General features: G+C 73.0%; 21 protein-coding genes. 9 read left to right on the top strand and 12 right to left on the bottom strand.

The window, feature by feature from the left end; genetic code table 11:
• The first annotated feature begins 37 nt into the window (after positions 1 to 37).
• Positions 38 to 958, top strand: coding sequence for a helix-turn-helix domain-containing protein (locus RBH18_RS07585; RefSeq protein ID WP_306205240.1), 921 nt, complete (start codon positions 38 to 40; stop codon positions 956 to 958).
• On the opposite strand, the gene RBH18_RS07580 is transcribed toward RBH18_RS07585, so the two are convergent.
• From RBH18_RS07580 to RBH18_RS07565, 4 genes are all read right to left on the bottom strand, one after another.
• On the bottom strand, positions 955 to 1,695 hold the full coding sequence (locus tag RBH18_RS07580; protein ID WP_306205239.1) for an SDR family NAD(P)-dependent oxidoreductase: 741 nt from the start codon (positions 1,693 to 1,695) through the stop codon (positions 955 to 957). The two genes, RBH18_RS07585 and RBH18_RS07580, sit on opposite strands and share 4 nt — an antisense overlap.
• 119 nt (positions 1,696 to 1,814) lie before the next feature.
• Complete coding sequence (locus RBH18_RS07575) at positions 1,815 to 3,035, bottom strand: (Fe-S)-binding protein (RefSeq protein WP_306205238.1); 1,221 nt, start codon at positions 3,033 to 3,035, stop codon at positions 1,815 to 1,817.
• A gap of 38 nt (positions 3,036 to 3,073) precedes the next feature.
• Positions 3,074 to 4,204, bottom strand: a complete 1,131-nt coding sequence (locus RBH18_RS07570) for an FAD-binding oxidoreductase (RefSeq protein WP_306205237.1) — start codon at positions 4,202 to 4,204, stop codon at positions 3,074 to 3,076.
• The gene (locus RBH18_RS07565) at positions 4,205 to 5,650 is read right to left on the bottom strand and encodes an FAD-linked oxidase C-terminal domain-containing protein (protein ID WP_306205236.1); all 1,446 of its coding nucleotides are present in this window, start codon (positions 5,648 to 5,650) and stop codon (positions 4,205 to 4,207) included.
• Positions 5,651 to 5,776: 126 nt separating this feature from the next.
• Here RBH18_RS07565 and RBH18_RS07560 point away from each other — a divergent pair, with 126 nt between their 5' ends.
• Positions 5,777 to 8,635: a M36 family metallopeptidase gene (locus RBH18_RS07560; RefSeq protein WP_306205235.1), complete on the top strand. Its 2,859-nt coding sequence runs from the start codon at positions 5,777 to 5,779 to the stop codon at positions 8,633 to 8,635.
• Between the two features lie 62 nt (positions 8,636 to 8,697).
• Here the strand turns inward: RBH18_RS07560 and RBH18_RS07555 are convergent, their stop codons facing one another.
• The 3 genes from RBH18_RS07555 to RBH18_RS07545 all read right to left on the bottom strand — a co-directional run bounded on the left by RBH18_RS07555 (position 8,698) and on the right by RBH18_RS07545 (position 10,385).
• On the bottom strand, positions 8,698 to 8,892 hold the full coding sequence (locus RBH18_RS07555; protein ID WP_306205234.1) for a hypothetical protein: 195 nt from the start codon (positions 8,890 to 8,892) through the stop codon (positions 8,698 to 8,700).
• An 84-nt stretch (positions 8,893 to 8,976) separates the two neighbouring features.
• The gene (locus RBH18_RS07550) at positions 8,977 to 9,696 is read right to left on the bottom strand and encodes a PRC and DUF2382 domain-containing protein (protein ID WP_306205233.1); all 720 of its coding nucleotides are present in this window, start codon (positions 9,694 to 9,696) and stop codon (positions 8,977 to 8,979) included.
• 14 nt (positions 9,697 to 9,710) lie between these two features.
• Positions 9,711 to 10,385: a hypothetical protein gene (locus tag RBH18_RS07545; RefSeq protein WP_306205232.1), complete on the bottom strand. Its 675-nt coding sequence runs from the start codon at positions 10,383 to 10,385 to the stop codon at positions 9,711 to 9,713.
• 124 nt (positions 10,386 to 10,509) lie between these two features.
• Between RBH18_RS07545 and RBH18_RS07540 the strand changes: the two genes are divergently transcribed.
• From RBH18_RS07540 to infA, 3 genes are all read left to right on the top strand, one after another.
• Entirely contained in the window at positions 10,510 to 11,343 is an 834-nt protein-coding gene (locus RBH18_RS07540; RefSeq protein WP_306205231.1) for a glycosyltransferase family 2 protein, read from the top strand.
• A 282-nt stretch (positions 11,344 to 11,625) separates the two neighbouring features.
• Entirely contained in the window at positions 11,626 to 12,360 is a 735-nt protein-coding gene (locus RBH18_RS07535; RefSeq protein ID WP_306205230.1) for a GNAT family N-acetyltransferase, read from the top strand.
• The gene (infA, locus tag RBH18_RS07530; protein WP_306205229.1) at positions 12,360 to 12,584 is read left to right on the top strand and encodes a translation initiation factor IF-1; all 225 of its coding nucleotides are present in this window, start codon (positions 12,360 to 12,362) and stop codon (positions 12,582 to 12,584) included. Before RBH18_RS07535 ends, infA begins: the two co-directional genes overlap by 1 nt.
• On the opposite strand, the gene RBH18_RS07525 is transcribed toward infA, so the two are convergent.
• A complete protein-coding gene (locus RBH18_RS07525; RefSeq protein ID WP_306205228.1) occupies positions 12,581 to 13,486 on the bottom strand; it encodes an NAD-dependent epimerase/dehydratase family protein in 906 nt (301 codons plus the stop codon). The two genes, infA and RBH18_RS07525, sit on opposite strands and share 4 nt — an antisense overlap.
• 75 nt (positions 13,487 to 13,561) lie before the next feature.
• On the opposite strand from RBH18_RS07525, the gene RBH18_RS07520 reads away from it, so the two are divergent.
• Entirely contained in the window at positions 13,562 to 14,476 is a 915-nt protein-coding gene (locus RBH18_RS07520) for an AraC family transcriptional regulator (RefSeq protein WP_306205227.1), read from the top strand.
• A 285-nt stretch (positions 14,477 to 14,761) separates the two neighbouring features.
• Here the strand turns inward: RBH18_RS07520 and RBH18_RS07515 are convergent, their stop codons facing one another.
• Positions 14,762 to 15,727, bottom strand: a complete 966-nt coding sequence (locus RBH18_RS07515) for an alpha/beta fold hydrolase (RefSeq protein WP_306205226.1) — start codon at positions 15,725 to 15,727, stop codon at positions 14,762 to 14,764.
• A 178-nt stretch (positions 15,728 to 15,905) separates the two neighbouring features.
• On the opposite strand from RBH18_RS07515, the gene RBH18_RS07510 reads away from it, so the two are divergent.
• Positions 15,906 to 16,739: a polysaccharide deacetylase family protein gene (locus RBH18_RS07510; RefSeq protein WP_306205225.1), complete on the top strand. Its 834-nt coding sequence runs from the start codon at positions 15,906 to 15,908 to the stop codon at positions 16,737 to 16,739.
• Between the two features lie 429 nt (positions 16,740 to 17,168).
• Here RBH18_RS07510 and RBH18_RS07505 read toward each other — a convergent pair whose 3' ends face one another.
• Positions 17,169 to 17,432 carry a hypothetical protein gene (locus RBH18_RS07505; RefSeq protein WP_305783486.1) on the bottom strand — a complete coding sequence of 88 codons (264 nt, stop codon included), beginning with the start codon at positions 17,430 to 17,432 and terminating at the stop codon, positions 17,169 to 17,171.
• Between the two features lie 155 nt (positions 17,433 to 17,587).
• Positions 17,588 to 19,153, bottom strand: a complete 1,566-nt coding sequence (locus RBH18_RS07500; RefSeq protein ID WP_306205224.1) for a M4 family metallopeptidase — start codon at positions 19,151 to 19,153, stop codon at positions 17,588 to 17,590.
• A gap of 174 nt (positions 19,154 to 19,327) precedes the next feature.
• On the opposite strand from RBH18_RS07500, the gene RBH18_RS07495 reads away from it, so the two are divergent.
• On the top strand, positions 19,328 to 20,329 hold the full coding sequence (locus RBH18_RS07495; protein WP_306205223.1) for a 3-oxoacyl-ACP synthase III family protein: 1,002 nt from the start codon (positions 19,328 to 19,330) through the stop codon (positions 20,327 to 20,329).
• A gap of 171 nt (positions 20,330 to 20,500) precedes the next feature.
• On the opposite strand, the gene RBH18_RS07490 is transcribed toward RBH18_RS07495, so the two are convergent.
• A complete protein-coding gene (locus RBH18_RS07490) occupies positions 20,501 to 21,880 on the bottom strand; it encodes an FAD-dependent monooxygenase (protein ID WP_306205222.1) in 1,380 nt (459 codons plus the stop codon).
• A gap of 214 nt (positions 21,881 to 22,094) precedes the next feature.
• Between RBH18_RS07490 and RBH18_RS07485 the strand changes: the two genes are divergently transcribed.
• Positions 22,095 to 22,448 carry a YciI family protein gene (locus tag RBH18_RS07485; RefSeq protein WP_306205221.1) on the top strand — a complete coding sequence of 118 codons (354 nt, stop codon included), beginning with the start codon at positions 22,095 to 22,097 and terminating at the stop codon, positions 22,446 to 22,448.
• The last annotated feature ends 197 nt before the right edge of the window (positions 22,449 to 22,645 follow it).

Here is a 22,645-nt window from a genome sequence, read left to right as displayed (position 1 = left end):
CCCCGGGCCCGGGCGCGGGGGCGTTAGGGTGCCGGTCATGTATCGCTGCAATGAGCCGGGGGCGACTCCGACGGCGGATGCGTGGCGGGACGCCTTCATCGACCTGCACGGCAGGAGCGCGGTCACGGTGACGGAGACCGGGCCCTGGGCGGGGCGGCTGGAGTGGCAGCAGTCGCGGGCGTACGGGATCGCGTTGTGCGGCAACGTCCACGAGGAGTTCGTGCGGGAGCGGCGGCACATCCGGGCGGATCCGCGCGGGACGTTCGAGCTGCTCGTGCCGACGGCCGGCAGGGCGCGGGTGGAGCAGGGCGGCGCGGCGGGCGAGATCGGGGCGGGGACCTTGACGCTGTGCGACGTGGACCGGCCGTTCCGGTTCACGCACGCGGAGGACTTCCTGTCGGTGGGGATGATCGTGCCGGGCGAGGCGATCCGTCGGCGGCATCCGGCGGCCGCCCGGGAGTCGTCGACCTTCGACGGCACGGCGGGTGTGGGCCGGCTGATCCGGCAGTCGGTGCTGACGTTGCAGGAGGAGCGGGACAGGCTGTCCGAGGCGACCTTCGATCTGGCCTGTGACCAGCTGCTCGACCTGGTGTGCCTGGCCGTCGACGGGGGCGGGGACTCGGCTCCGGCGGATCGGCGGCAGGAGGTCGAGGCGCAGGTGCGGCGCTATGTCCGCCGGCATGCCGCCGATCCCGGGCTGTCGGTGACCGGCATCGCCCGCGCGCTGGGGTGGTCGGCGCGGTACCTGCAGGACGTGCTGCAGGCCGCGGGCACCACGTCCCGCGACCTGATCCGCACGGAGCGGCTGCGCCTGGCTCGCGCCCGGCTGGCCGCCCCCGGCTGGCGCGACCGGTCGATCGCCCAGATCGCGTACGCCTCCGGCTTCGCCAGCCACGCCTCCTTCGCCACCGCCTACCGGCGCGAGTTCGGCGTCACGCCGCGCGAGACCCGCGGCTAAGCCATCGCCCCTCCGTCGATGCGCAGGGTCGTGCCGGTGATGTAGCCCGCGTCGGGGCCGGCGAGGAACGCGACGACGGCGCCGACCTCGTCCGCGGTCGCGTACCGGCGCAGCGGAATCATCTGCAGGAAGGCGCGGCCCATCTCGGAGTCGGCGGGCACGGCCATGTCGGTGTCGATCACGCCGCACTCGATGACGTTGACGGTGATCCGGCGCGGGGCGAGATCCTGGGCCCAGGCCCGGGCGTACGCGCTGACGGCCGCCTTGGTCGCCGCGTAGTCCGCCACACCCGGGGTGCCGGCGCGGCTGCCCAGCGCGGAGGAGAGGTTGATGACGCGCCCGCCGTCGCTCAGGTGCGGCAGGGCGGCGTACGTGGTGTCGGCCAGGCCGTTGACGTTGATCGTCGCCTGCAGGTCGCGGTCGCCGGGCGACAGGGCGCCGGCGCGGAACACCCCGGCGCTGTTGACCAGGACGTCGATGCGGCCGAACCGGGCGGCCACGCCGTCGACCGTGGCCGTCACCTGGTCCCGGTCGGCCTGGTCGGCCCGGACGGCCTCGGCGCGGACGCCCGCGGAGCGCAGCTCCTCGGCGACGGCCTCGGCCTTGGCGGCCTGCTCGACATAGGTGAGGACGACGTCCGCGCCCAGCCGGGCCAGCCGGCGGGCCGTCGCGGCGCCGATGCCGCGGCTGCCGCCGGTCACCAGCGCGACCTTGCCGGACAGAACCTGCTCGTTCATGGTGTTTCCTTCCGATCCTCGGTGGGGTGGCGCGGTCCACTCTGGCCGCCGGGGAACGGAAGATCTTTCGCTGCGGCGCGCGGCTCTTGCGCCGGGGCGCACGGCTGGGCGCGCGGCGCTCAGAGGCGGGTGCCGCGAATGGAGGCGTCGAGGACGGTGGCGGTGTGGGCGAGGGGCAGCTCGTGGCCCAGCCGGCGGGCCGCGGCGGCGATCTGCATCAGGCACCCGGGGTTGGCGGTGACCAGCAGGTCGGCGCCGGTGGCCAGCACGGTGCGGGCCTTGCGGTCGCCGAGCTCGGTGGCGGGCCGGGGGTTCAGGATGTTCCAGATGCCGGCCGAGCCGCAGCAGATCTCCGGGTCGGCGATCTCGCGGACGGTCAGCTCGGGGATCGCGGCCAGCAGCCGGCGGGGCTGGGCGCGGATGCCCTGGGCGTGGGCGAGATGACAGGCGTCGTGATAGGCCACGGTCAGCGGCAGCGGATGCCGCGGGGCGACCGGGCCCAGCTCGTTCAGGAACTCGGACAGGTCGCGGACCCGGCCGGTGAAGGCGGACGCGTCGGGCAGCAGCGACTCGTAGTCCTTCATCGCGGAGCCGCAGCCGGCCGCGTTGGCGATGACAGCGTCGACACCGGCGCGGGCGAAGGTGTCGACGGTGCGGCGGGCGAAGGTGCGGGCCTCGTCCGTACGCCCGTTGTGGACGCTGAGCGCCCCGCAGCAGCCCTGGCCGGGCGGCACGACCACGTCGCAGCCCTCGGCGGCGAGCACCCGGATCGTGGCGGCGTTGACCTCGGGGAAGAAGGCGCTCTGCACGCAGCCGGTGAGGACGCCGACCACCGCGCGGCGCGGGCCGCGGGCGGGGATCAGCGTCGGCGGCGGTGGGATCCGGCGCGGCGCCGGGGCCAGCGACTGCAGGGTGGCGAGCAGGCCGGGCAGGTGGGGGCCGAGGCGGCGGGCGAGACCTGTGCCGTGCCACGCGCGCAGGGGGCCGCGCAGGGCCTTCAACCGCCGGGGGTACGGAAACAGGGCGAAGATGGCGGCCCGCAGCGCGCGCTGGGCCGGGGTGCGCGGGGCCTCCTGCTCGACGTGGGCGCGGGTCTGCTCGATGAGCTTGTCGTACTGGACGCCGGACGGGCACGCGGTGACGCACGACATGCAGCCGAGACATTGGTCGAAGTGCTGGACCATCGAGGGGCTCAGGGGTTCGCCCTCGAGGTGGGCGCGCATGAGGTGGATCCGGCCGCGGGGGCTGTCCGCCTCGATACCCCACAGGGTGTACGTGGGGCAGCTGGGCAGGCAGAAGCCGCAGTGCACACAGTCGCCGAGCAGGTCCGGCAGGTCCATCGGATGCCTCCGTCTCAGATGCCGCCCACGAAAACGTCTCAGATGCCGCCCACGAAACGGCCGGGTGCGAAGCGGTGGCCGGGGTCGAAGCGGTCCTTGACGCGCCGCATCAGCGCCAGCCCCGGCACCGGGCCCCACACGTCGATGCGGTCGCGGACCTCGGGCGGCGCGGTCAGCACGACGGCGTGGCCGCCCGCCGCGGTCGCCGCCGCGCGCATCCGGTCCAGCCGGGCCGGGACGTCGTCGGTCAGGCGGGCGTAGAGGACTCCGGCGCCGGCGGATCCGCGGACGCCGGGCTCGGTGAGGGCGGCCACGCGGGACAGGGGTGCGGTCAGCTTCACGCCGGTCTCGCCGGGCTGCCACGGATAGCGGCTCCACCAGGACGGGAGGTCGGCCGACGCGGTGCCGCCGGTGACCTTCTCCAGCTGGGCGGCCCGGTCGTGGACGCCGGTCGCGGTGCCCTCGACGAGCACGGCGACCGTCACGGGACCGTCGCCCGGGCGGTCGAGCTCGACGGCGGAGGGCACGACCTGCTCGGCCCGGATCGCGGCGAGCAGGGCGCCGAGTGCCTCCCGGGACACCTGCGTGGTCACGACCGCGCGCGCCGCGGGGACCGGGTGCAGGCGGAAGACGCACTCGGTGATCAGCCCCAGGGTTCCGTACGAGCCGGTGTAGAGCTTGCCGAGGTCGTAGCCGGCCACGTTCTTCACGACCTTGCCGCCCGAGCGGGTGACCCGGCCGTCGGGCCGCACCACGGTTATGCCGATGAGCAGGTCGCGGGCGGTGCCGTGGAGCAGCCGCCGCGGCCCGCTCGTGCCGAGGGCGACCGTGCCGCCGACCGTCGCGCCCGGCGGCGGATCCAGGGCGAGGTGCTGGGATCCGAAGTCGAGCGTGTCCAGGGCGGTGCCGGCCCGGACGATCGCGATGAGGTCCCCGGCCGCGTGCTCGACGACCCCCGCCAGGCGTGTCGTGTCCACGAGCAGGTCGAGGCGGCGCGGGGGGAGGCCCCAGTCGAGCTTCGTGCCGTTGCCGCGGATGCCGACGGCGAGTCCGGCCCGGGCCGCCTCCGACAGCAGGGCGGCGCATTCGGCCGTCGTCGCGGGCGCGGCGACGTAGCGGGCGGGGATCTCGCCGATGTGGTCCACCGCAGTCGCTGGAGTCCACTCCATTCAGAAGAGTCCGATCGGCGAATCGGCGCCGTGGTGCTTGCGCGGGACCTCGCCGCACAGCCGGGGCTCGGGGAAGATCTTGCCGGGGTTGGCGAGCCCGGCCGGGTCGAAGGCGCACCGCAGCAGCTGCATCGTGTCCAGGTCGTCGGCGGTGAACATGCGCGGCATGTACTTGGCCTTGTCCGTGCCCACCCCGTGCTCGCCGGTGATCGAGCCGCCGTACTCGATGCACAGGTCGATGATCGCCCCGCTGGCCTCCTCGGCGCGTTCCTCCTCGCCGGGCACGGCCGCGTCGAAGAGCACGAGCGGATGCAGGTTGCCGTCGCCGGCGTGGAAGACGTTGGCGACCCGGACCCCGTGATCGGCCGCGATGCCGCCGATGCGTTCCAGCACCTCCGGCAGCGCGGTGCGCGGGATGACGCCGTCCTGCACGATGTAGTCCGGGCTGATCCGGCCGACCGCCGCGAACGCCGACTTGCGTCCCTTCCAGAACAGTGCCCGCTCCGCCTCGTCGGCCGCCACCCGCAGCTCCGTCCCGCCGTGCGCCTCGAACAGGGCGGTGACCTGCGTGAACTGGGCCTCCACCTCGGCCGCCGGCCCGTCCAGCTCGACGATCAGCACGGCCCCGGCGCCGGTCGGGTAGCCGCACGCGACGGCGGCCTCGGCGGCCTCGACGGCCAGCGCGTCCATCATCTCCACGGCGGCGGGGATCACCCCGGCGGCGATCACGGCCGAGGTGGCGGCGCCGGCCGCGGCGGTGGTCCCGAAGGCGGCGAGCAGCGTGCGTACGGCTTGCGGCAGCCGCGTCAGCCGGACGGTGACCCGGGTGGCGATCCCGAGCGTGCCCTCCGCGCCGACGAACGCGCCCAGCAGGTCGTACCCGGGCGGGTCGGGGGCCGGACCGCCCAGCTCGACCACCTCGCCCTCGGGCGTGACGATCTGCGCGCCGAGCACGTGGTGGGTGGTGAAGCCGTACTTGAGGCAGTGCGCGCCGCCGGAGTTCTCCGCGACGTTGCCGCCGATCGAGCACACCTGCTGGCTCGACGGGTCGGGCGCGTAGTAGTAGCCGTGCGCCGCCGCGGCCCGGGTGACGTGCTGGTTGATGACGCCCGGCTCGACGACGGCGCGCTCGTCGGCGGCGTCGATCGCGAGGATCCGGCGCATCCGCGCGGTCACGATCAGCACGCCGTCGGCGCGGGGGAGGGCACCGCCGGACAGCCCGGTGCCGCTGCCGCGGGCCACGAAGGGTACGCCCGCCGCGGCGCACTCCCGCACGACGCGCGCGCACTCGGCGGTGTCGGCGGGCAGGACCACGACGCCGGGGACGACGCGGTGGTTGGCGAGGCCGTCGCACTCGTACGTCCGCAGCTCCTGCCGGTCGGTGATGACCCGGTCATCGCCCAGGGCGGCCCGCAGCGTGGCGGCGAGCGTCCCCAACGTCGACATAGCTCAAAGTAACCCGGACGAAGCCTTCCGTCGATATCGCAATCTGTTCTTAATCTACGACGGTCGATGGTCACGTACTCTCTGCGCGTCTGGGGAGATCCTCCAGCCGCCGTTCAGGAGGTTTGCGTGCCGATACGCAGACGGGTCGCCGTCGCCGGAATCCTCGCCGCCACCACGATGATCGCCACCGCGCCGCTGGGCGCGAGCGCCGCACCGCCCTCCCCCTCGCCCTCCCCTCTCGTGGGCGATCACGAGGGCCACGAATACGACTTCGTCGACAACCGCGGCGCTGCAGCTCCCAGCGCCGCGCAGCGCGCCCGGCTTTCCGGGACCAGCCAGGTCACCCGCTGGAACAACCTCGGCACGCCCGCCTCCGTGACCCCCGTCAAGGGCGCGCTCGCCCAGGGGCTCAAGGGCGACGCCGCCGCGGTCGCGCGCGCCTATCTCAAGGGCAACACCGCCCTGTTCGCGCTCACCTCGACCGCGGTCGACCAGCTCGAGACGGTCACCACCACCCCGATCGGCGACGGCGCGGTCGTGCTGCTGCGCCAGAAGTTCGGAGACCTGCCGGCCGCGCACGACGGCCTGGTCGCCGTCGCGGTCAAGGGCGGCGAGGTGCTCCGGGTGACATCGTCACTCAGCCCGCGCACCGAGGCGCCCGCCGCGGCGACGCTGAGCACCTCGGAAGCCCTCGACGGGGCGCTCGCCGACGCGGGCATCGCGAAGGCGGACCTGGCCGACCAGCGGGTGAAGCTGGTGGCCGTGCCGATGCCGGGCGCCGCGCCCCGGGCGGCGTACCAGGTCGTCATGATCTCCGATGACAGCGATCACCCGCTGAGCTACACCACGTACGTCGACGCGATCGACGGCAAGGTGCTGCTGCGGGAGAACCTGGTCAACTTCGCCGAGGACGACCCGCACTGGCAGGTCTTCCCGGCCACCCCGAACGCCGCCGGCACCGACACCCGCCAGACCTGGTGCGTGACGTCGGCGAACTGCTCGCGCAAGGTGCTCGACCCGGCGACCGGCAACGCGTGGGACGTCGACGCCACCACGGGACAGCCGACCTTCACCACGACGGGCAACTCCGCCGAGTCGGTGCGGCTGTGGGGCGACGGGTCGCCCGCGACGCCGGCCGCCACCAAGCCCGACCGGTACTACACGTACTCGTTCACCAACCAGTGGGCCACCAGCAAGTGCGACCCGGCGACGCTGAGCTCGCCGCAGCAGGCCGACGTCGACGCGGCCACGGCGAACCTGTTCGCCATGCACAACCGGATGCACGACTGGTCGTACGGGCTGGGCTTCACCGAGGCCACGTGGAACCTGCAGAAGGTCAACACGCTGCCGTACGGCAAGGGCGGTGACCCGGAGCGCGGCAACGCGCAGCAGGGCGCGGCCACGGCGACCACGCGCAACAACGCCAACCAGAGCACGCCGCCGGACGGCATGCAGCCGACGACGAACATGTACATGTGGCAGCCCTTCGCCGGCAGCGGCTACCCGCCCTGCGTCGACGGCGACTACGACATGACCGTCATCGGCCACGAGTACACCCACGCGATCAGCAACCGCATGATCGCCGGCCCGGACAGCGGCATCAGCTCCCAGCAGGGCGGCTCGATGGGCGAGAGCTGGTCCGACCTGATGGCCATGGAGTACCTCTACGAGAGCGGCTACACCCCCAAGGGCAACACCGCCTCGGTCACCGGCGCGTACGTGACCGGCGACAACGCCACGGGCATCCGCAACTACGACATGAGCAACAGCCCGCTCAACTACACCGACTTCGGCTACGACCGGGGCGCGGCGGTCCACGCCGACGGCGAGATCTGGAGCGCCACCAACTTCGACGTCCGCCGGGCCTTCCTCGCCCGCTACGGCGCCGGCACGCGGGCCCTCCAGGAGAGCTGCGCTGCCGGTACGACGCCGGCGACGCAGTGCCCCGGCAACCGGCGCTGGGCCCAGCTGGTGTTCGACTCGTTCCTGCTCGCGGCCACCGGCCAGATCAGCATGCTCGACATGCGCGACAACATGCTGACCGCGGACGCGCTGCGCTTCGACGGGGCGAACCAGGACCTGCTGTGGAACGCGTTCGCCGCCCGGGGCATGGGCGCCGGCGCCTCCAGCGGGCCGGCCGACCTCGACCCGGTGGCGAGCTTCGCCTCCCCGTACGTGGAGAACTCCGAGGTCACGTTCAAGGCGCTCGGCGACGCGGCGGGCAAGCCGGTGCGCCTCTACATCGGCGACTACGACTTCGGAGCCACCCCGGTCGCCGACACCGACCCGGCGACCGAGCTGCCGGACACGTTCACGCTGGCGCCGGGCACGTACAAGTTCCTGGCCATCGGCGCGGGCCTGGGCCACAAGCGCATCACCCAGACGATCCACCCGGGCGTCACCACCCAGATCGGCGCGGTCATGGCCACCAACCTGGCCTCGACGTCCGCCGGAGCCACGATCACCGGCGACGGCACCAACCTGGGCCGGCTCGTCGACGACGCCGAGGGCACCGTCTGGACGGCCACCGGCGGCGCGGCCGGGCGTCAGGTCACGGTCGACCTGCCCGGTACGGCCGCCAAGCTGGTCTCGCGCGTCCAGCTCAGCTCGTTCCCGGGCGCCGGGGCGACCACCGCGTCGATGTACAGCACCATGCGCCAGTTCGAGATCCTGACGTGCAACGCGGCGGCGGGCGCGGACTGCGCGTCGGACGCGGGTTACCGGGTGGCGTACACCAGCCCGGCGAACGCGTTCGAGACGAGCACGTTCCGGCCCAAGGTCCCCAACCTGATCATGAAGTCGTTCGCCGTCCGCCCGGCGAACGCCACCCACGTCAAGCTGCGGGTCCTCACCAACCAGTGCACCGGCAACCCGGCGTACGCCGGTGAGCAGGAGAACGACCCCCGCAGCCTGTCCGACTGCGCCACCGGAGCCCCCGCCGCGGCCAACACGGTCGCCTCGGAGTTCCAGGTCTTCACCAACTGACAGCGCACCGCCCCGGCGGCCGTGGCCTCGTGCCGCGGCCGCCGGTCCCCGTGGGGAGGCGCTCAGTCCGAGGTGGCGGCGGTGATGATGCCGACGCTGGTCACCACGGCGCACACGATCAGCAGAACGGTGCAGACCCGGCGGCCCTCGGCGCCGGACCGCTCGGCGCTCGACGGGCCGGCGGGCTGATCGAGAAAGGCGACCACGGCACCCCAGGCCAGGGCCAGGCCGCCGAACAGCAGGCCGTAGGTGTTCACGGGCCCAGCCTGCCGTGCGCGAGCGGACGGCGCCTCCCGTCGGCGATGACATGCCGGTGAACAGTGGTGCGGGCCGCGCCGTGGTCAGCGGCCCTCTTCCTCCAGCTCGATCCGCTCCTTGCGGACCTCGCCGCTGACGGTCTCGTGATCGGTGACCGTGTCCTTGCGCAGCCGCACCCGCTCCACGGGCACCTTGCGCGTGGTGACGACGGGTTCCTCGGCCCACAAGGTCATCCCCGGGTCCTCGTCGTCCGCACCCCGCCCGCCCGGTACGGCGTCCACCGGCCCGCGACTGTCGGCGGGCTCCTGCTCCAGGCGGACCTCTTCGCGCGTGACGGGGACGTCGACCTGCCGCTGCTCGGTGACCACGTACTTGCGGAGCCGGGCCTTGCCGGTCACTTCGGTGCGCGTATGGGGGACAAGCCGTTCCTCGGACCGGGTCATCGCGTCATCGGAACCCCGCTCGTCGCCCTCCGGCGGCGCCTCCGCGTCGTGCGCCGTGCCGTAGTAGCGGTAGAGCTCGTCCTCGTCGGCGGGGCTCAGCTCGCCGTCCTGGTCGATGCGCGGTGCGTGCTTGACCCGGCTCTTGGCGAAGGGCACTTCCAGCCGCCCGTCGGTGAGGGTGGCGTCCTGCAGCGGCACGAAGGACTCCTTCTTGCCGAACAGGCCGGTGCGGACGGCCAGCCAGGCGGGCAGTCCGGTGTCGTTGTCGAGGTACACCTGCCCGGCCGAGCCGATCTTGTCGCCGTCGGTGCTGTAGACGTCGGCGCCGTACAGGCCGCGGACGGCGTCCCGGGTGATCATCGAAGTCCTCCCTCTCAGCGGCCGAGCCCGGCCTCGTCGACCCGGCGGTGGTAGCGCATCCCCGCGACCCCGCCCAGGACGGCCCCGACCAGGGCGGCGACCACGGCGATGACGATCGCGACGATGCTGCCGGTGGTGACGTCGCCGCCGATCGGCAGGCGCGGGAAGCCGCCGATCCGGTCGAGCAGGTCGTACTTGTCACCGAGCGCGGCGCCCGCGCCCGCCACGGCGACGGCGATGACCACGGCCCAGATCCAGACGGCGACGCCCTGCTTGACGCCGCTGAAGCGGGCCATGCGCCCGGCGACGTAACCCCCGCAGAAGTACGCGACCAACAGGACCGCCAGCAGCGTGAGCCCGCCGGCGAGCCCGATGGTCGCGGCCTCGTCCCGCGCCTCGTCCGCATCGGTGCCGGTGGCGATGCCCACGGTGACGCCGGCGGCCACGAGCAGGGCGGTGAGCAGCACGGCGGTGCCGGTGGCGGTCAGCCAGCCGAAGAACGCCGACCCCCACTTGATGCCGCCGTAACGCTCCTTCTCCCGCGCCAGCACGGCCCGCCGGTCGGTGGGATCGACGGTCGCGCCGTGCCGCTGACCAGGCAGGTCGGCCGCCCGCGCCCCGGTGTCCTCCGAGCCCGCCGCCCGTGCTCCGGTGGGTGCGGGGCTCCCGCGGTCTGGGGAAGTGCTCATGACGGCCTCCGCCTCGGTCGCGGCCACAACCTCGGCCGTGTACCTGGCGGGTGCCCGGCCTCGGAGGGCGTAAACGGGTCGCCACGGTCTTTGGGGTGGCCGGGCCTGCATACTGTGGACGTCCGTGGGGAGTCGGATGCGGGTCTCGGTCGTGATCCCGGTGTTCAACGAGGCCGGGATGATCGGCCCCTGCCTGGACGCGCTGCTCCGGCAGACCGTCGCACCCGACGAGCTCGTGGTGGTGGACAACAACTCGACCGACGCGACGGTGGCCGCGCTCGCGCCCTACGGGGACCAGGTGCGGCTGGTGCGCGAGCCGCGGCAGGGCGTGCAGCACGCCCGCACGGCCGGCTTCGACGCGGCGACCGGCGACGTGCTGGGACGCATCGACGCCGACACCCGGGTCGGCCCGCGCTGGGTCGAAGGCCTGCACACCGTCTTCGCCGACCCCGCGATCGGCGCCGCCACCGGACCGGTCAGCTACTACGACATGCGCCTGCCCCGGCTGGTCGGCGCGGGCGACCGCCTGCTCCGCTGGATCTGCGCCCGCACCCCGGACGGGCTCGACTGGCTCTACGGCGCCAACATGGCCGTACGCGCCGGAGCCTGGCGGACCGTGCGGAACGCCGTCTGCCACGACCCGGCGCTGCACGAGGACCTCGACCTCGGCATCCACCTCTACGCCGCCGGCCGGCGCATCGTCTACGCCCCCGAACTGGCGGCCGGGACCTCGGGCCGCCGCATCCAGGTCCGGCGCCGCGACTTCCGCGACTACCTGCTCACCACCGAGCACGGCATCCGTACGCATGACCAGCTCACCGCCCCCTGGGCCGTCCAGCGCGCCTGGCTCAGCTCCCGCCTGATGCTCATGGCCTTCCACCCGCTCCTCCTCCTGCACCGCCTGCACCCCGCCAGCGCGCGCGCCGGCACGGTCCGCGTCCGCCCGATGGACCCCTGAGCCGCCGCCCCTCCGACGGCCGGTCCCGCCTGCTCGGCCGCCCCCGTCGCCCTCGGCCCTTCCCGTCATGCTCGGCCGCCCCGTCGCCCTCGGCGCCGGTAAATCGGTGGACCGGTGTCCGGCGGTGCCGGTACGGTGATCGCCGACCGAGGCCCGGCCCGAGGAGGTGAGCACCGTGAACGATGTAGCGACGTGGGTGCTCCCCACCCCCGCCACGGTCGGGCGTCTGCGCTAGGTGCCGCCCGGGAGCGTCCCTTGGGGATCTCTCGAAAGGTGACACCGATGAACACACTCGTCATCGTGCGAGTCGGCGAGCGGCAGTGGCATGCCCTCGACGACGACCTCGTGGTCGGCCGGGGCGAGGCGTCGCCCCGTCCCGACGGCCGCCTCTTCCTCAGCGTCGACGCCTGGCGCGACCCGGTCTTCGAGCGGCTCGCCGAGGTCATGCTGGCCGCGCTGCCCCGGCCGTTGTACACGGTCGTGGACGAGGCCGACCTCGGCCTGATCGCCCGCTGGCGGCAGGCCGGGCTGACGACCCGGCGCCGGGAGTGGGAGTACGTCATGGCAGCCGGCACGGCCCCCGTCCCGCCGCCACCGGGCGTGACGCTGCTGCCCGCCGGGACCGCCGAGCTGCGGCCGCTGCGCCGCCTCGACCGTGCACTGCACGCCGAGATCGAGTCGTCCGTCGGCTGGGACACGATGCCGGCAGCGGTCCTGTCCCGCCCGCTCGACCCGGCCCGATACGTGGTCGCCGCCGAGTCCGGCGCGTACGTGGGCTTCGCCCGGCTGGTGCCGCTGCCGAGGCAGACCCGGATCGGCCTCCTCGCCGTCCGGGCCGGCCACCGCCGCCGCGGCATCGCCCGGGCGCTGCTGGCAGAGGTGCTGCGCACGACTCGGGAACGCGGGGTCGCGACGGTGTCGGCGGAGGTCCACGAGGCCAACGCCGCCGCGATCGCCCTGGTCGAAGCGGCCGGAGCGCGCCGCCACGGCAGCAACCTCGAGCTGGTGCTCCACTGATGGCCCCGGCGACCGACGGCATCAAGGTCGACGGCACGGTGGTGGAGTGCCTGCGTGACGCCCACTTCCGCGTCGAGCTGACCAACGGCCACGTCGTCCTGGCGCACGTCAGCGGGAAGATCCGCAGGAACTACATCAAGATCCTGCTGTCCGACCGGGTGCTCGTGGAGCTGAGCCAGTACGACCTGACCCGCGGCCGCATCCTCTTCCGCTACCGCAACTAGGCCGCGGCGGCCAGCTCCCGCAGCACGTCGTCGAGCGGCTTCGGCTTCAGATCGAACTCGGCAGCCGTCGATGACCAGTCCAGGACGCTGTCGCGATAGAACAGGTACTGCATCTCCGCCAGCTCGACCATCACCGGGTCCGCCATCGCCGCGTGGAGCTCCAGGGGCGTCATCTCGCGGGCGGCCGGCTGCGAGCTGCCGGACACCGTGGCGAACCGGGTGGCGATCTCGCGGACGGACAGGTCCGAGGTCTGCGGCGTGTGCCAGGCCCGGCCCCACGACCGCTCGGATCGTGCCACCGCGACGAGCGTCCGGGCCACGTCACCCGTGTAGGTCCAGCTGTGTGCCACGTCCAGATCGGCCGGGATCACCACCTCCCGGCCGGTCTGGACCTGGGGACCGATGAACAAGGTGAACGTGGACAGCGCGCCCACGCCGAGGTAGTCAGCCGCCCGGATCTCCGCGAACCGCAACCGGCCCGCCTCGTGCGCGGCGAGGCCGTCGCGGTACATCTGCGCCCGCACGCGGCCCTTCACGGTGGTGGGGCGCAGCGGCAGATCGGCGGTCAGCGGACCGTCGGACGGCCCGTAGGCGTAGGCGTTACCCAGGCTCACATACCCCGCGCCGGTCTGCTCGGCCGCGGTCACCAGGGCGTTCGACAACGCGGGTGCCTCCTCCGGCCATCGGTGGTACGGCGGCATCGCACAGTTGATCAACATGGCGGCGCCCGTGGTCAGGTCGGCGAGCCCGGACGTGACGTCCGCGGCGGTCAGCTCGATCCGGGGGTGCGCCGGCCCGGTGCCTCGTCGCGTGACCACGCGGACGTCGTCCCCGGACTCGGCGAGCAGGAGCGCGGTGGCGGTGCCGGTCGGGCCGGCTCCGACAACAACATGAAATGTCATGCCCTCGACGCTATTGACGATCGGCAAGACTGTGGATGGCTCAGAAGCGGAGAAAGATGTCTTATAGTCTTCCGCTTGGATGTCTTGAGTGACGTGTTGGTGGCCATGCGCACCGGCAGCCCGAAGGCGGCCCGCACCACCAGCCACGCCCCGTGGGGTGTGCGCTTCGCGCAGAGCAGACTGGCGGGCTGCCATGTCGTCCTGCAAGGCAACTGCTGGCTCCTGTCCGACCATGGCGAGCCGCTCCCGCTGGGCGTCGGTGACGTCCTGTTCACCCCGCACGGAGACGACTACGCGCTCGTCGACCAGCCGGGCAGCCCGCTCGTCGACTTCAAGCCGCGGCCCACCGACGCCGCCCCCCTGGACGAGATGCGCATTGACGGTGCCGGCGTGGTTACCGAGCTGCTGTGCGCCTACTACATGTTCGACCCGGCCCGCCCGCACAGGTTGGTGGCCGACCTCCCGTCGATCATCCACCTGCCGGCGCGGACCGGGCAGCACCCGTCGTTACGCAGTGCGGTGGAGCTGCTGGGCAATGAGCTGCTGGACCCGCGCCCCGGCACCGAGGCGGCGCTCCCCGCGCTGATCGACATGCTGCTGTTGTATGTGCTGCGGGCGTGGTTGGCGGAGCAGCCCGGCGACGCGGCCGGCTGGGCCACCGCGATGCGCGACGCCGCCATCGCGACCGCGCTGCGCCAGATGCACCGCGGCCCGGAGAAGCCGTGGACTGTCGAGGACCTCGCGTCGGTCGCGGGCCTGTCTCGCGCGGCATTCGCCAAACGCTTCACCACGGTCGTCGGCCAGCCGCCCCTGGCGTATCTGACCTGGTGGCGGATGACGACTGCCGCCCGCCTCCTCCGCGAGTCCGACGCCTCACTCCGCACGGTCGCCGCCCGCTGCGGCTACGGCTCGGAGTACGCGTTCGCCAAGGCGTTCAAGCGCGCCTACGACGTGGCACCCGGTCAGTACCGCGCCCAGCGCCCGCACTGACTCATCACCTGCCCACATGTCTGCGCCGGCGCAACGCCTCAAACCCGGCCAACGGAAGCGCTCGGATGCTGGGTGGTGTTGGCGTAACGCCTCAAGTCCGGCGTGCGGAGGCGCTCGGATGCTGGGTGGTGCTGGCGTAACGCCTCAAGTCCGGCGTGCGGAAGCGCTCGGGCGCTGAGCGATAACCCCTGAGTCCGCGGCCGTGCTCAGCGCCGGGCGCGGGCGGCTGCTGTGGCGAGCTCGTCGAGGATGGCCACCGTGGCGGCCCAGCCGGCGCGGCCGTGCTCAGCGCTGGGTGCGGGCGGCTGCTGTGGCGAGCTCGTCGAGGATGGCCACCGTGGCGGCCCAGCCGGCGCGGTCGGCGGCGTGGGTGGCGGGGATCGAGCGGACGTCGAAGCGGTTACGAGGGGTCAGCCGGTCCGCCTCGGCGATCATGCGGTCCTGCAGAGCGGGCGGGATGCAGCGGTCGCGGGTGTGGCGGATGTAGGTGCGCGGGATGCGGCCCCACGTGGCGGCGTGGCCGCGCGCCTCGCCGGCGGGCGTCTCGACGGACTCGTCGGGCAGGAAGCCGTTGAGTGTCGCCAGGAACTCCGGCTCGGGCGAGCCGTCCTGCAGCGCCTCGTGCAGCGCTGCGAGCACCGCGGGGTCGGCGGTGCGGAAGTTGCTGCGGACCGCGCCGATGACCGCCGGGTCGGCGACGATCGCTCCGGCGAGCGCTCCGAACATGGTGCCCTCGGCCTCGGGCGTGGTCAGGTAGGCATTCGCCGACGGCAGGTCCACGCAGCAGAACGCCGAGCTGTAGACGACGCGGTCGATCAGGCCGGGGATCTCGTTGCCCACGCGGCTGACCGTGGCGCCGCCCAGGCTTCCGCCCCAGAGCAGCACCGGGCCGTTACGGGCAGCGCGCCGGACCACGGCGACGCACGCCGCGACGGAGTCGTCGAGGGTGACGCGGGCCATCGGGGAGGGCTCGGTGGCCAGGGCGGCCAGATCTTGCGGCGCCTGGTAGGCCCGGCGGAACTGTCCGTCGGCCGCGCCGTGCCCGGGGATCTCCACCCCGGCGACCCGGTGCCCGCGCAGGGCCAGCTCGGCGTCGCCGCCGGCTGCGCCGTTGGCGCCGTTGACCAGCACGATTGTCGTGACCGGGGCGCCCCGGGCGCGGCCGGTGTGGGAGGCGGTGAAGCCGGTGGCCGCCAGCGCGCCGGCCGCGACGGTGCCTTGCAGGACGGTGCGGCGGGTCGTCTGTGTCATGGCGAGCTCCTCGTCGAGACGTCGTGGGTGGTGACTCCATTGACGCTCGCGGGGGCTTCGGCCGACAGCCACCAAAGTAGGTGAGTGGCACCTACTTTGGTGGGTGTCCGACGCCGCCGGGCACGGGAATCATGGACTTCACGCCCACCTGACACGGTGATCGGCACGATGTCGCCTCGTGTCGATCTTCCGATGGCTGACCGCGGCCACCACCCTGACCGTTCTCGCCGGCTGCGCCGCCACCCCGCACGACGCAGCCGCCTGGCAGGCAGGACGGTCCGCCGGGCCGGCGACAGCAGAGAGCCCGTCAGGAGCGGCGGTGCCGGCGAAGGAGGCGGCACCGGCAGGGAAGAACGAGCAGCACCACGGATGGAAGGAGAGTGACGTGCCCACGTTCGGTCCGGCGCCCACGCCAGCGCCGATCAGTCTGCCGCGGGACGGCTCGGTGCCGTACCTGCATCGGATCGAGACCACGCAGAAGGTCGCCTTCCTCACCATCGACGACGGCGTCGTTAAGCATCCCGAGGCCGCGGCCCTCCTGCGCGCGGCGCACGTGCCGGTCACGCTGTTCCTCACCACCGATGCCGTGCGCGACGACCCGGACTACTTCAAGCCGCTCATCGACGCCGGTGCGGTCGTCGAAGCGCACACGATCAGCCATCCGGACCTGCGCGGCAAGCCCTACGCCACGCAGAAGCGCCAGATCTGCGGCTCCGCCGACAAGCTCGCCGCCTGGTATGGGCGGCGTCCGGTGCTGTTCCGCCCGCCGTTCGGCTCGGAGGACGCGACCACGCGCCGGGCGGCCGCGGACTGCGGGATGAAGGCGTCGTTCATGTGGCGCGAGACGGTCGACAAGGGCAAGGTCCGCTATCAGGAGGGCAAGCGGGTGCAGCCCGGCGACATCATCCTGATGCACTTCCGCCCGGCCTTCGTGAAGGACTTCCTCGCCGCGCTGCGCGCCATCCGCAGGGCCGGCCTCACCCCGGCCCTGCTGGAGGACTATGTCCGCTGACGCCGGGGGAGGACAGCCACCGCCGGCCTGCGCCGCGCTGCTACTGCCGGCCTGCGCCGCGCTGCCGCTGCCGGCCTGCGCCGCGCTGCCGCTGCCGGCCTGCGCCGCGCTGCCACTGCCGGCCTGCGCCGCGCTGCCACTGCCGGCCTGCGCCGCGCTGCCACTGCCGGCCTGCGCCGCGCTGCCACTGCCGGCCTGCGCCGCGCTGCCACCGGCGGCCTGCGCCGCGCTGCCACTGCCGGCCCCCACGGCGCCCTGCTACTGCCGTCCCCGGCTTTGTGTCGCGACTCGGGTCACGTCACGGTGGCGGCGGCGGACGCGGGGGCTACGGCTCCTTGCGGGGCACGGGGAGGCGGCGGGTTACGGCACCTCGCACGCATGGGGACGCGGGGGGCTGCGGCTCCTTGCGGCGCACGGGGAGGCGGCGGGTTACGGCACCTCGCGGCGCATGGAGTAGGTGACGCCGTGGAGGCGGTGGGGTTCGTTGATGACGTGGATGGCCGCCCGGTCGTAGGCCTGCCAGCCGGCGGCGCCCGCGCGGTTGAGGTGGCGCAGGTCGTCGAAGCGTTCGTCGGTGCCCCAGCGCAGCACCCCGCCGGGGTGGTGGAAGGTGGCGGTCCAGTCCATGTACCGGTCGGAGCCGAACGTGCCGGCCGCGCGGTACTCCAGGCGTGCGTACTCCCAATTGGTCACAGTGAATGATTATGGCGATGCAGTGGATGCGCGTGCGCCGGGGCTGACCGTTTCGGGGGAGGCAGGATGCAGGCTGCCGCCCCGATGACACATGACGTGCAACCGCGTGCGGGCGACCCGGAGAAGGGCAGCCCGCACGGGATCGCGAAACGGGTTCAGCTCACGCTGACGGCCGACCAGGCGGCCGCGGTGGCCGCGTACTCGGTGCTCGTGGCGCCGTAGAGGTCACGGGCGGCGTTGAGCGTGGCGGTGCGGGCGGCCGCGTACTTGGTGCCGGAGGTCATGTAGGTGGTCAGCGCGCGGTAGAAGATCGCGCCGGCCGCGTCGTTGCCGATGCCGGTCACGGTGCTGCCGTTGCAGGTGGGGCTGTTGTAGGCGACGCCGTTGATCGTGCGGGCGCCGCTGCCGACGGCGAGCAGGAAGAAGGCGTGGTTGCCGACGCCGGAGGAGTAGTGGACGTCGAGGTTGCCGACCGTGCTGCTCCAGCACTTGGCGGAGGCGCCGTCCTTCGACGGGTCGTCCATCCAGCGTAGCGGGGTGTGGTCGAGGGCGATGTTCTCGCCGATCAGGTAGTCGCCGACGTCCTCGCCGTTGTTCGAGTGGAACTCCACGAGGGTGCCGAAGATGTCGCTCATCGACTCGTTGAGGCCGCCGGACTCGCCGCTGTAGACCAGGCCGGCCGTACGGGAGGTCACGCCGTGCGTCATCTCGTGGCCGCCGACGTCGAGCGCGGTGAACGGGCCGTAGTTGCGGCCGTCCCCGTCGCCGTAGAGCATGCAGAAGCAGCTGTCCGACCAGCCCGCGTTGTTGTACGCGTTGCCGTAGTGCACCTTGTTGTAGCTGCCCGCCCCGTCGCCGGCGATGCCCTCGCGGCCGAACTTCTCGAGGTAGTAGTCCCAGGTCTCGGCCACGCTGTACTGCGCGTCGACGGCGACGGTCTGGTCGCTGGTCAGCGCGCCGGTGCCCCAGACGTTGTCGGCGTCGGTGAACAGGGTGCCCTGGCCGATGCGGCGGTTGTTCATGTCGTTGGTGTAGGTGCCGCCGCGTTCGGGGTCCTTCAGCTGGTAGGTGCTGCCCGACAGCGTGGTGTCCAGCGGCACGGTGCCGACGTTGTAGCCGGTGCCGGAGCCCTCGACGGTCTGCACCTCGGACCACTTGTCCACGATCGCGCCGGTGTGCGCGTTCACGAGCACGTGCGTGACCCCGTCGCCGCCGGCCGGGTCCGGCACGGTGACCGTGGTGCGCCACACCAGCACCGGGGTGGCCGGCAGCGCGTCGATCGCCAGCGTCGTGCGGGCGCCCGCGGTGCTCGTACCGCCCAAGGTGTCAGCCGCCGCGGAAGCGGCCTGCGCGGCAGTCAGGGTGGGTGCGGCGGACAGCGCGAGGGCCCGGTCCTGGCTGCGCGTGACGGCCCGCAGGGCCCCCGCGGAGGTCAGGTGGGCGATCACGTCACCGCCGATCACGGGCACACCCCGGTACGCGCGATCGAGGTGGACGTGGCTCGTGCCGTCCCGGTCGACGAGCACGTCGCGCCGGGCGAAGGTGTCCGAGTCGCCCGCGGCGAACGCGGCGGCGTGCCCGGGGATCGCGGACAGCGCCCGGGTGAGCGCGGTCCCGGGGGTGACCGGCTCGGCGGGGACGGCGGCCTGGGCCGTGGCGGGGACAGCCAGCGCGGCCGACGCGGTGAGCGTGGCCGCGGTGACGATGGCTCTGGTACGCACCGATTCTCCTCTCGTTCCGGCCGCTTCCGGGCCGCAACAAGATTGAGAATTGTCAATGCATATGACTGGCCGGGGGCGGGCGCGTTTCCGCCGCGTCACCCATCCCGACATATACGGGCATCGATGATGTGCCGAGTCCTCAAGCGCGGCTCCGCGGGACCGATGAGTGCGAGCATGCAGACACCGCGCGCCGGGATCCTCGGCACGGGCTCGTACGTGCCCGAGCACGAGGTGACGAACGAGGCCCTCGTCGACCGGGTGACCGACACCACGGCCGAGTGGATCACCCGGAAGACCAAGATCGAGGCCCGCCGCTTCGCCGCCCCCGACGAGGCGACGTCCGACCTCGCGATCCGGGCCGGCGCCGCCGCCCTGGCGCACGCCGGCCTCAAGGCGGGCGACCTCGGTCACATCATCGTGGCGACCTCGACCGGCGACTCCCCGCAGCCCCCGACCGCGGCGCTGGTGCAGCACGCGCTGGGCGCCGGCTGCGCGGCCGCCTTCGACATCAACGTCGTCTGCGCCGGCTTCGTCTTCGGCCTCTCCCTGGCCCGCAGCATCGTCTCCGCCGACCCGGCCACCAAGGTGCTGGTCATCGGCGCCGACGTCTACTCGCGGATCCTCGACTTCGACGACCGCCGTACGGCCATCCTGTTCGGCGACGGCGCGGGCGCGGCCGTGGTCGGCGCGGTGCCCGACCCGTACGGGATCCTCGACGTCGAGCTCGTCACCCGCGGCGACGCCCACGAGCTGATCCACGTCAAGGCCGGCGGCAGCCGCCTGCCCGCCTCGGCGCAGACCGTGGCGGACGGCGACCACTTCTTCCGGATGAACGGCCGGGGGGTACGCGACTTCGTGGTCGAGGGCGTTCCGCCGGTCCTGCACAAGCTGCTGACCCGGGCCGGGCACGCGCCCGAGGAGGTCGCGCACTTCGTCCCGCACCAGGCCAACGGCGTCATGATCGACGAGCTGGTCGTGGCGGCCGGGCTCAGCTCGGCGCGGACCCACCTGGTGCTCGACAAGTTCGGCAACACGGGTGCCGGGTCGGCGGCGGTCGCGCTTGATGCGGCCGTTCGTGCGGGCGCCCTTGCCGACGGGGACCTGGTCCTGATGGCCGGCTTCGGCGGTGGCATGTCCGTCGGCGCGACCCTGATGCGCTGGCACGCCTCGCACTGAGCGAATGCGAGCTCCGCACAGCGCGAGCGCGCCTGGACCTCCGCACTGCGCGAGCGCGCCTGGACCTCCGCACTGCGCGAGCGCGCTTGGGTTTCGGCGCTGCGCGGTGCGTGCTGGCACGGCCCGTACTGAACGACAGCTCACCAGGGTGCGCCGGCGCGGGGAGGACGGCTACGACGGGCCGAACCAGCGCGACAGATGATCGTCCAGGTCGCGCTGGTCGTCTCCGGTCCAGGCGACGTGGCCGTCGGGGCGCAGCAGGACCGCCGGCGCGTCGAGAGCGGCTGACGGGTCGGCGAGCAGATCGACCCGGTTCGACCAGGCGCCGCGGGACAGGTTCCCGGTGCGGTCGAGCAGGAGCCCCCGGCCGTGGTGCAGCAGGCTGTACAAGTTTGTTCCGCTCACGGCGACGTCGGGGAGGCGCCGGCCGATCAGGTCGCCGGACGTGCCGAAGTCGTACCTGATGTCGGTTGCCGTGGTCCTGCCGAGCAGGAAGCGGTTGACCTCGTCGAAGTCCATCAGCTCCGTGACGAGCCGGCGCAGGGCGCGCGCGCCGGGCTCGTCGGACTGCAGCGCCACCTGCGCACGGGTGTTGTCGAGGACGTCCGCGGCGACCGGTCGGCGCTCGGTCTCGTACGTGTCGAGCAGTGTCCCGGGAGCCCAGCCACGCACCTGGGCCGCCAGTTTCCAGCCGAGATTGACCGCGTCCTGCAGGCCGAGGTTGAGGCCCTGGCCGCCGGCGGGCGGGTGGATGTGCGCGGCGTCACCGGCCAGTAGCACCCGCCCGGCACGGTACGACGACGCCAGCCGCGTGGCGTCGCCGAAGCGGGACGTCCACCGCGGCGAGTGGACGCCGAAGTCGGTTCCGGCGATCGCGCGCAACTGGTGCCGGAAGTCCTCGATCGTCGCCGTCACGGTCGGCCCGGCGGGCACGATGACGCGGAAGAACCCGCCGCCCACGGGCCTGATGTCGATCCGCTTGTCCGGCACGCCGGACGGGGGCTCGGCCACGGCCAACTCGCCCATCAGGGTCTCGTGGCGCGAGGGCTCGCCGGGGAAACCGATCCCGAGCCGCTTGCGCACCGTGCTGTGGCCGCCGTCGCACCCGACGAGCCAGCGCGACCGCTTCTGCTCCCCGGAGTCCAGTGTGACGGTCACCCCAAGGTCGTCCTGCTCGACGCCGGTCACCGCGCACTCCTTGCGGACTTGCGCGCCCAAGGCGATCGCGTGCTCTTCCAACAGGCGTACGAGCACCGGCTGCGGGATGCCCAGCAGAAAGGCGTACGGGGAATCGAGGCCGGCGGGCGCGGGCTTGTCGATGCCGGCGAAATAGGCCCCGGCCGGGCGCCGCCGTCCGTGTGGCAGCAGGCGGTCCAGCAGCCCGCGCATCGCCAGCAGCTCGAGGCTGCGGGTGTGCAGGCTGACGATCCGGGCGTACGAGACGGGCTCGGCCTGACGCTCGAGCACCAGCACCCGTACGTCGTGCAGCCGCAGCTCGGCGGCCAGCAGCGCACCGACCGGCCCGCAGCCGGCGATGATGACGTCGTTCACAGAGTTGCCTTCCGGGAGTCGCTCAGGGCGCTCCCGGCCGTGACGAAACGGTGAGCACCCACATCGATCCAGCGGTCATGGGTCTCACCTCCTCGGGTGGTGTCACGGACAGCCGGAAACTATCGGCCCGCGGGAAACCGGTCCAGCGATTTGTCGATCCGGCCCGATCCCGCTCGTCGGACATGATGAACGACACCGGCTAGAGGGAGACGACATGGCCAAGTACCTGGTTCTCATCTACGGCGACGAGCGGGAGTGGGAGGCGCACAGTCCCGAGGAGCTGGCGGCCAAGCACGCGGCTCATGCTGCCTTCGCGGCCGCGGCCGGGCCGGCGCTCGTCGGAGGCGCCCAGCTGGAGGCGTCGGCCACGGCGACGACGGTGCGCGAGCGGGTGGCCGGGCGGGCGGTGCCGACCGACGGGCCGTTCCCCGAGACCAAGGAGGTGCTGGGCGGGTACTACCTGCTCGAGGCGCCCGATCTCGACACGGTGATCGAGCTGGCCGGCCGCCTGCCCGAGATCGCGGAGTCCAGCGGCGGCATCGAGATCCGCCCCCTGGTCGAACGATGACACCGTCGGCCGGCACCGTCGTCGCAGCTGGCGTGACGCCATCGTCAGCTGCCGGAGTCATCGGGGGCCGCGAGGTGACGGTGTCAGCTGCCAGCCTCCTTCGGGGACGTGAGGTGACGGTGTCAGCTGACGGCGACTGCGCGGGCGCGCGGTGACGGTTCAGGAGGCGCTGGCGGACGCGCACCGGAGCGAGTGGG

The organism is Actinoplanes oryzae (genome assembly GCF_030757795.1).
Lineage (GTDB): Bacteria > Actinomycetota > Actinomycetes > Mycobacteriales > Micromonosporaceae > Actinoplanes.
The sequence above is the reverse complement of the archived record's forward strand: the minus strand, read 5'-3'. Positions and strand labels throughout refer to the sequence as shown.

What these genes read in the sequence shown, in the direction of transcription:
- RBH18_RS07550 (WP_306205233.1), bottom strand. Translation starts at nt 9,696, where the DNA reads ATGATCACCCGGGACGCCGTCCGCGGCCTGTACGGCGCCGACGTCTAC.
- RBH18_RS07585 (WP_306205240.1), top strand. Translation starts at nt 38, where the DNA reads ATGTATCGCTGCAATGAGCCGGGGGCGACTCCGACGGCGGATGCGTGG.
- RBH18_RS07535 (WP_306205230.1), top strand. Translation starts at nt 11,626, where the DNA reads ATGAACACACTCGTCATCGTGCGAGTCGGCGAGCGGCAGTGGCATGCC.
- RBH18_RS07525 (WP_306205228.1), bottom strand. Translation starts at nt 13,486, where the DNA reads ATGACATTTCATGTTGTTGTCGGAGCCGGCCCGACCGGCACCGCCACC.
- RBH18_RS07545 (WP_306205232.1), bottom strand. Translation starts at nt 10,385, where the DNA reads ATGAGCACTTCCCCAGACCGCGGGAGCCCCGCACCCACCGGAGCACGG.
- RBH18_RS07575 (WP_306205238.1), bottom strand. Translation starts at nt 3,035, where the DNA reads ATGGACCTGCCGGACCTGCTCGGCGACTGTGTGCACTGCGGCTTCTGC.
- RBH18_RS07565 (WP_306205236.1), bottom strand. Translation starts at nt 5,650, where the DNA reads ATGTCGACGTTGGGGACGCTCGCCGCCACGCTGCGGGCCGCCCTGGGC.
- RBH18_RS07570 (WP_306205237.1), bottom strand. Translation starts at nt 4,204, where the DNA reads ATGGAGTGGACTCCAGCGACTGCGGTGGACCACATCGGCGAGATCCCC.
- RBH18_RS07515 (WP_306205226.1), bottom strand. Translation starts at nt 15,727, where the DNA reads ATGACACAGACGACCCGCCGCACCGTCCTGCAAGGCACCGTCGCGGCC.
- RBH18_RS07495 (WP_306205223.1), top strand. Translation starts at nt 19,328, where the DNA reads ATGCAGACACCGCGCGCCGGGATCCTCGGCACGGGCTCGTACGTGCCC.
- infA (WP_306205229.1), top strand. Translation starts at nt 12,360, where the DNA reads ATGGCCCCGGCGACCGACGGCATCAAGGTCGACGGCACGGTGGTGGAG.
- RBH18_RS07485 (WP_306205221.1), top strand. Translation starts at nt 22,095, where the DNA reads ATGGCCAAGTACCTGGTTCTCATCTACGGCGACGAGCGGGAGTGGGAG.
- RBH18_RS07580 (WP_306205239.1), bottom strand. Translation starts at nt 1,695, where the DNA reads ATGAACGAGCAGGTTCTGTCCGGCAAGGTCGCGCTGGTGACCGGCGGC.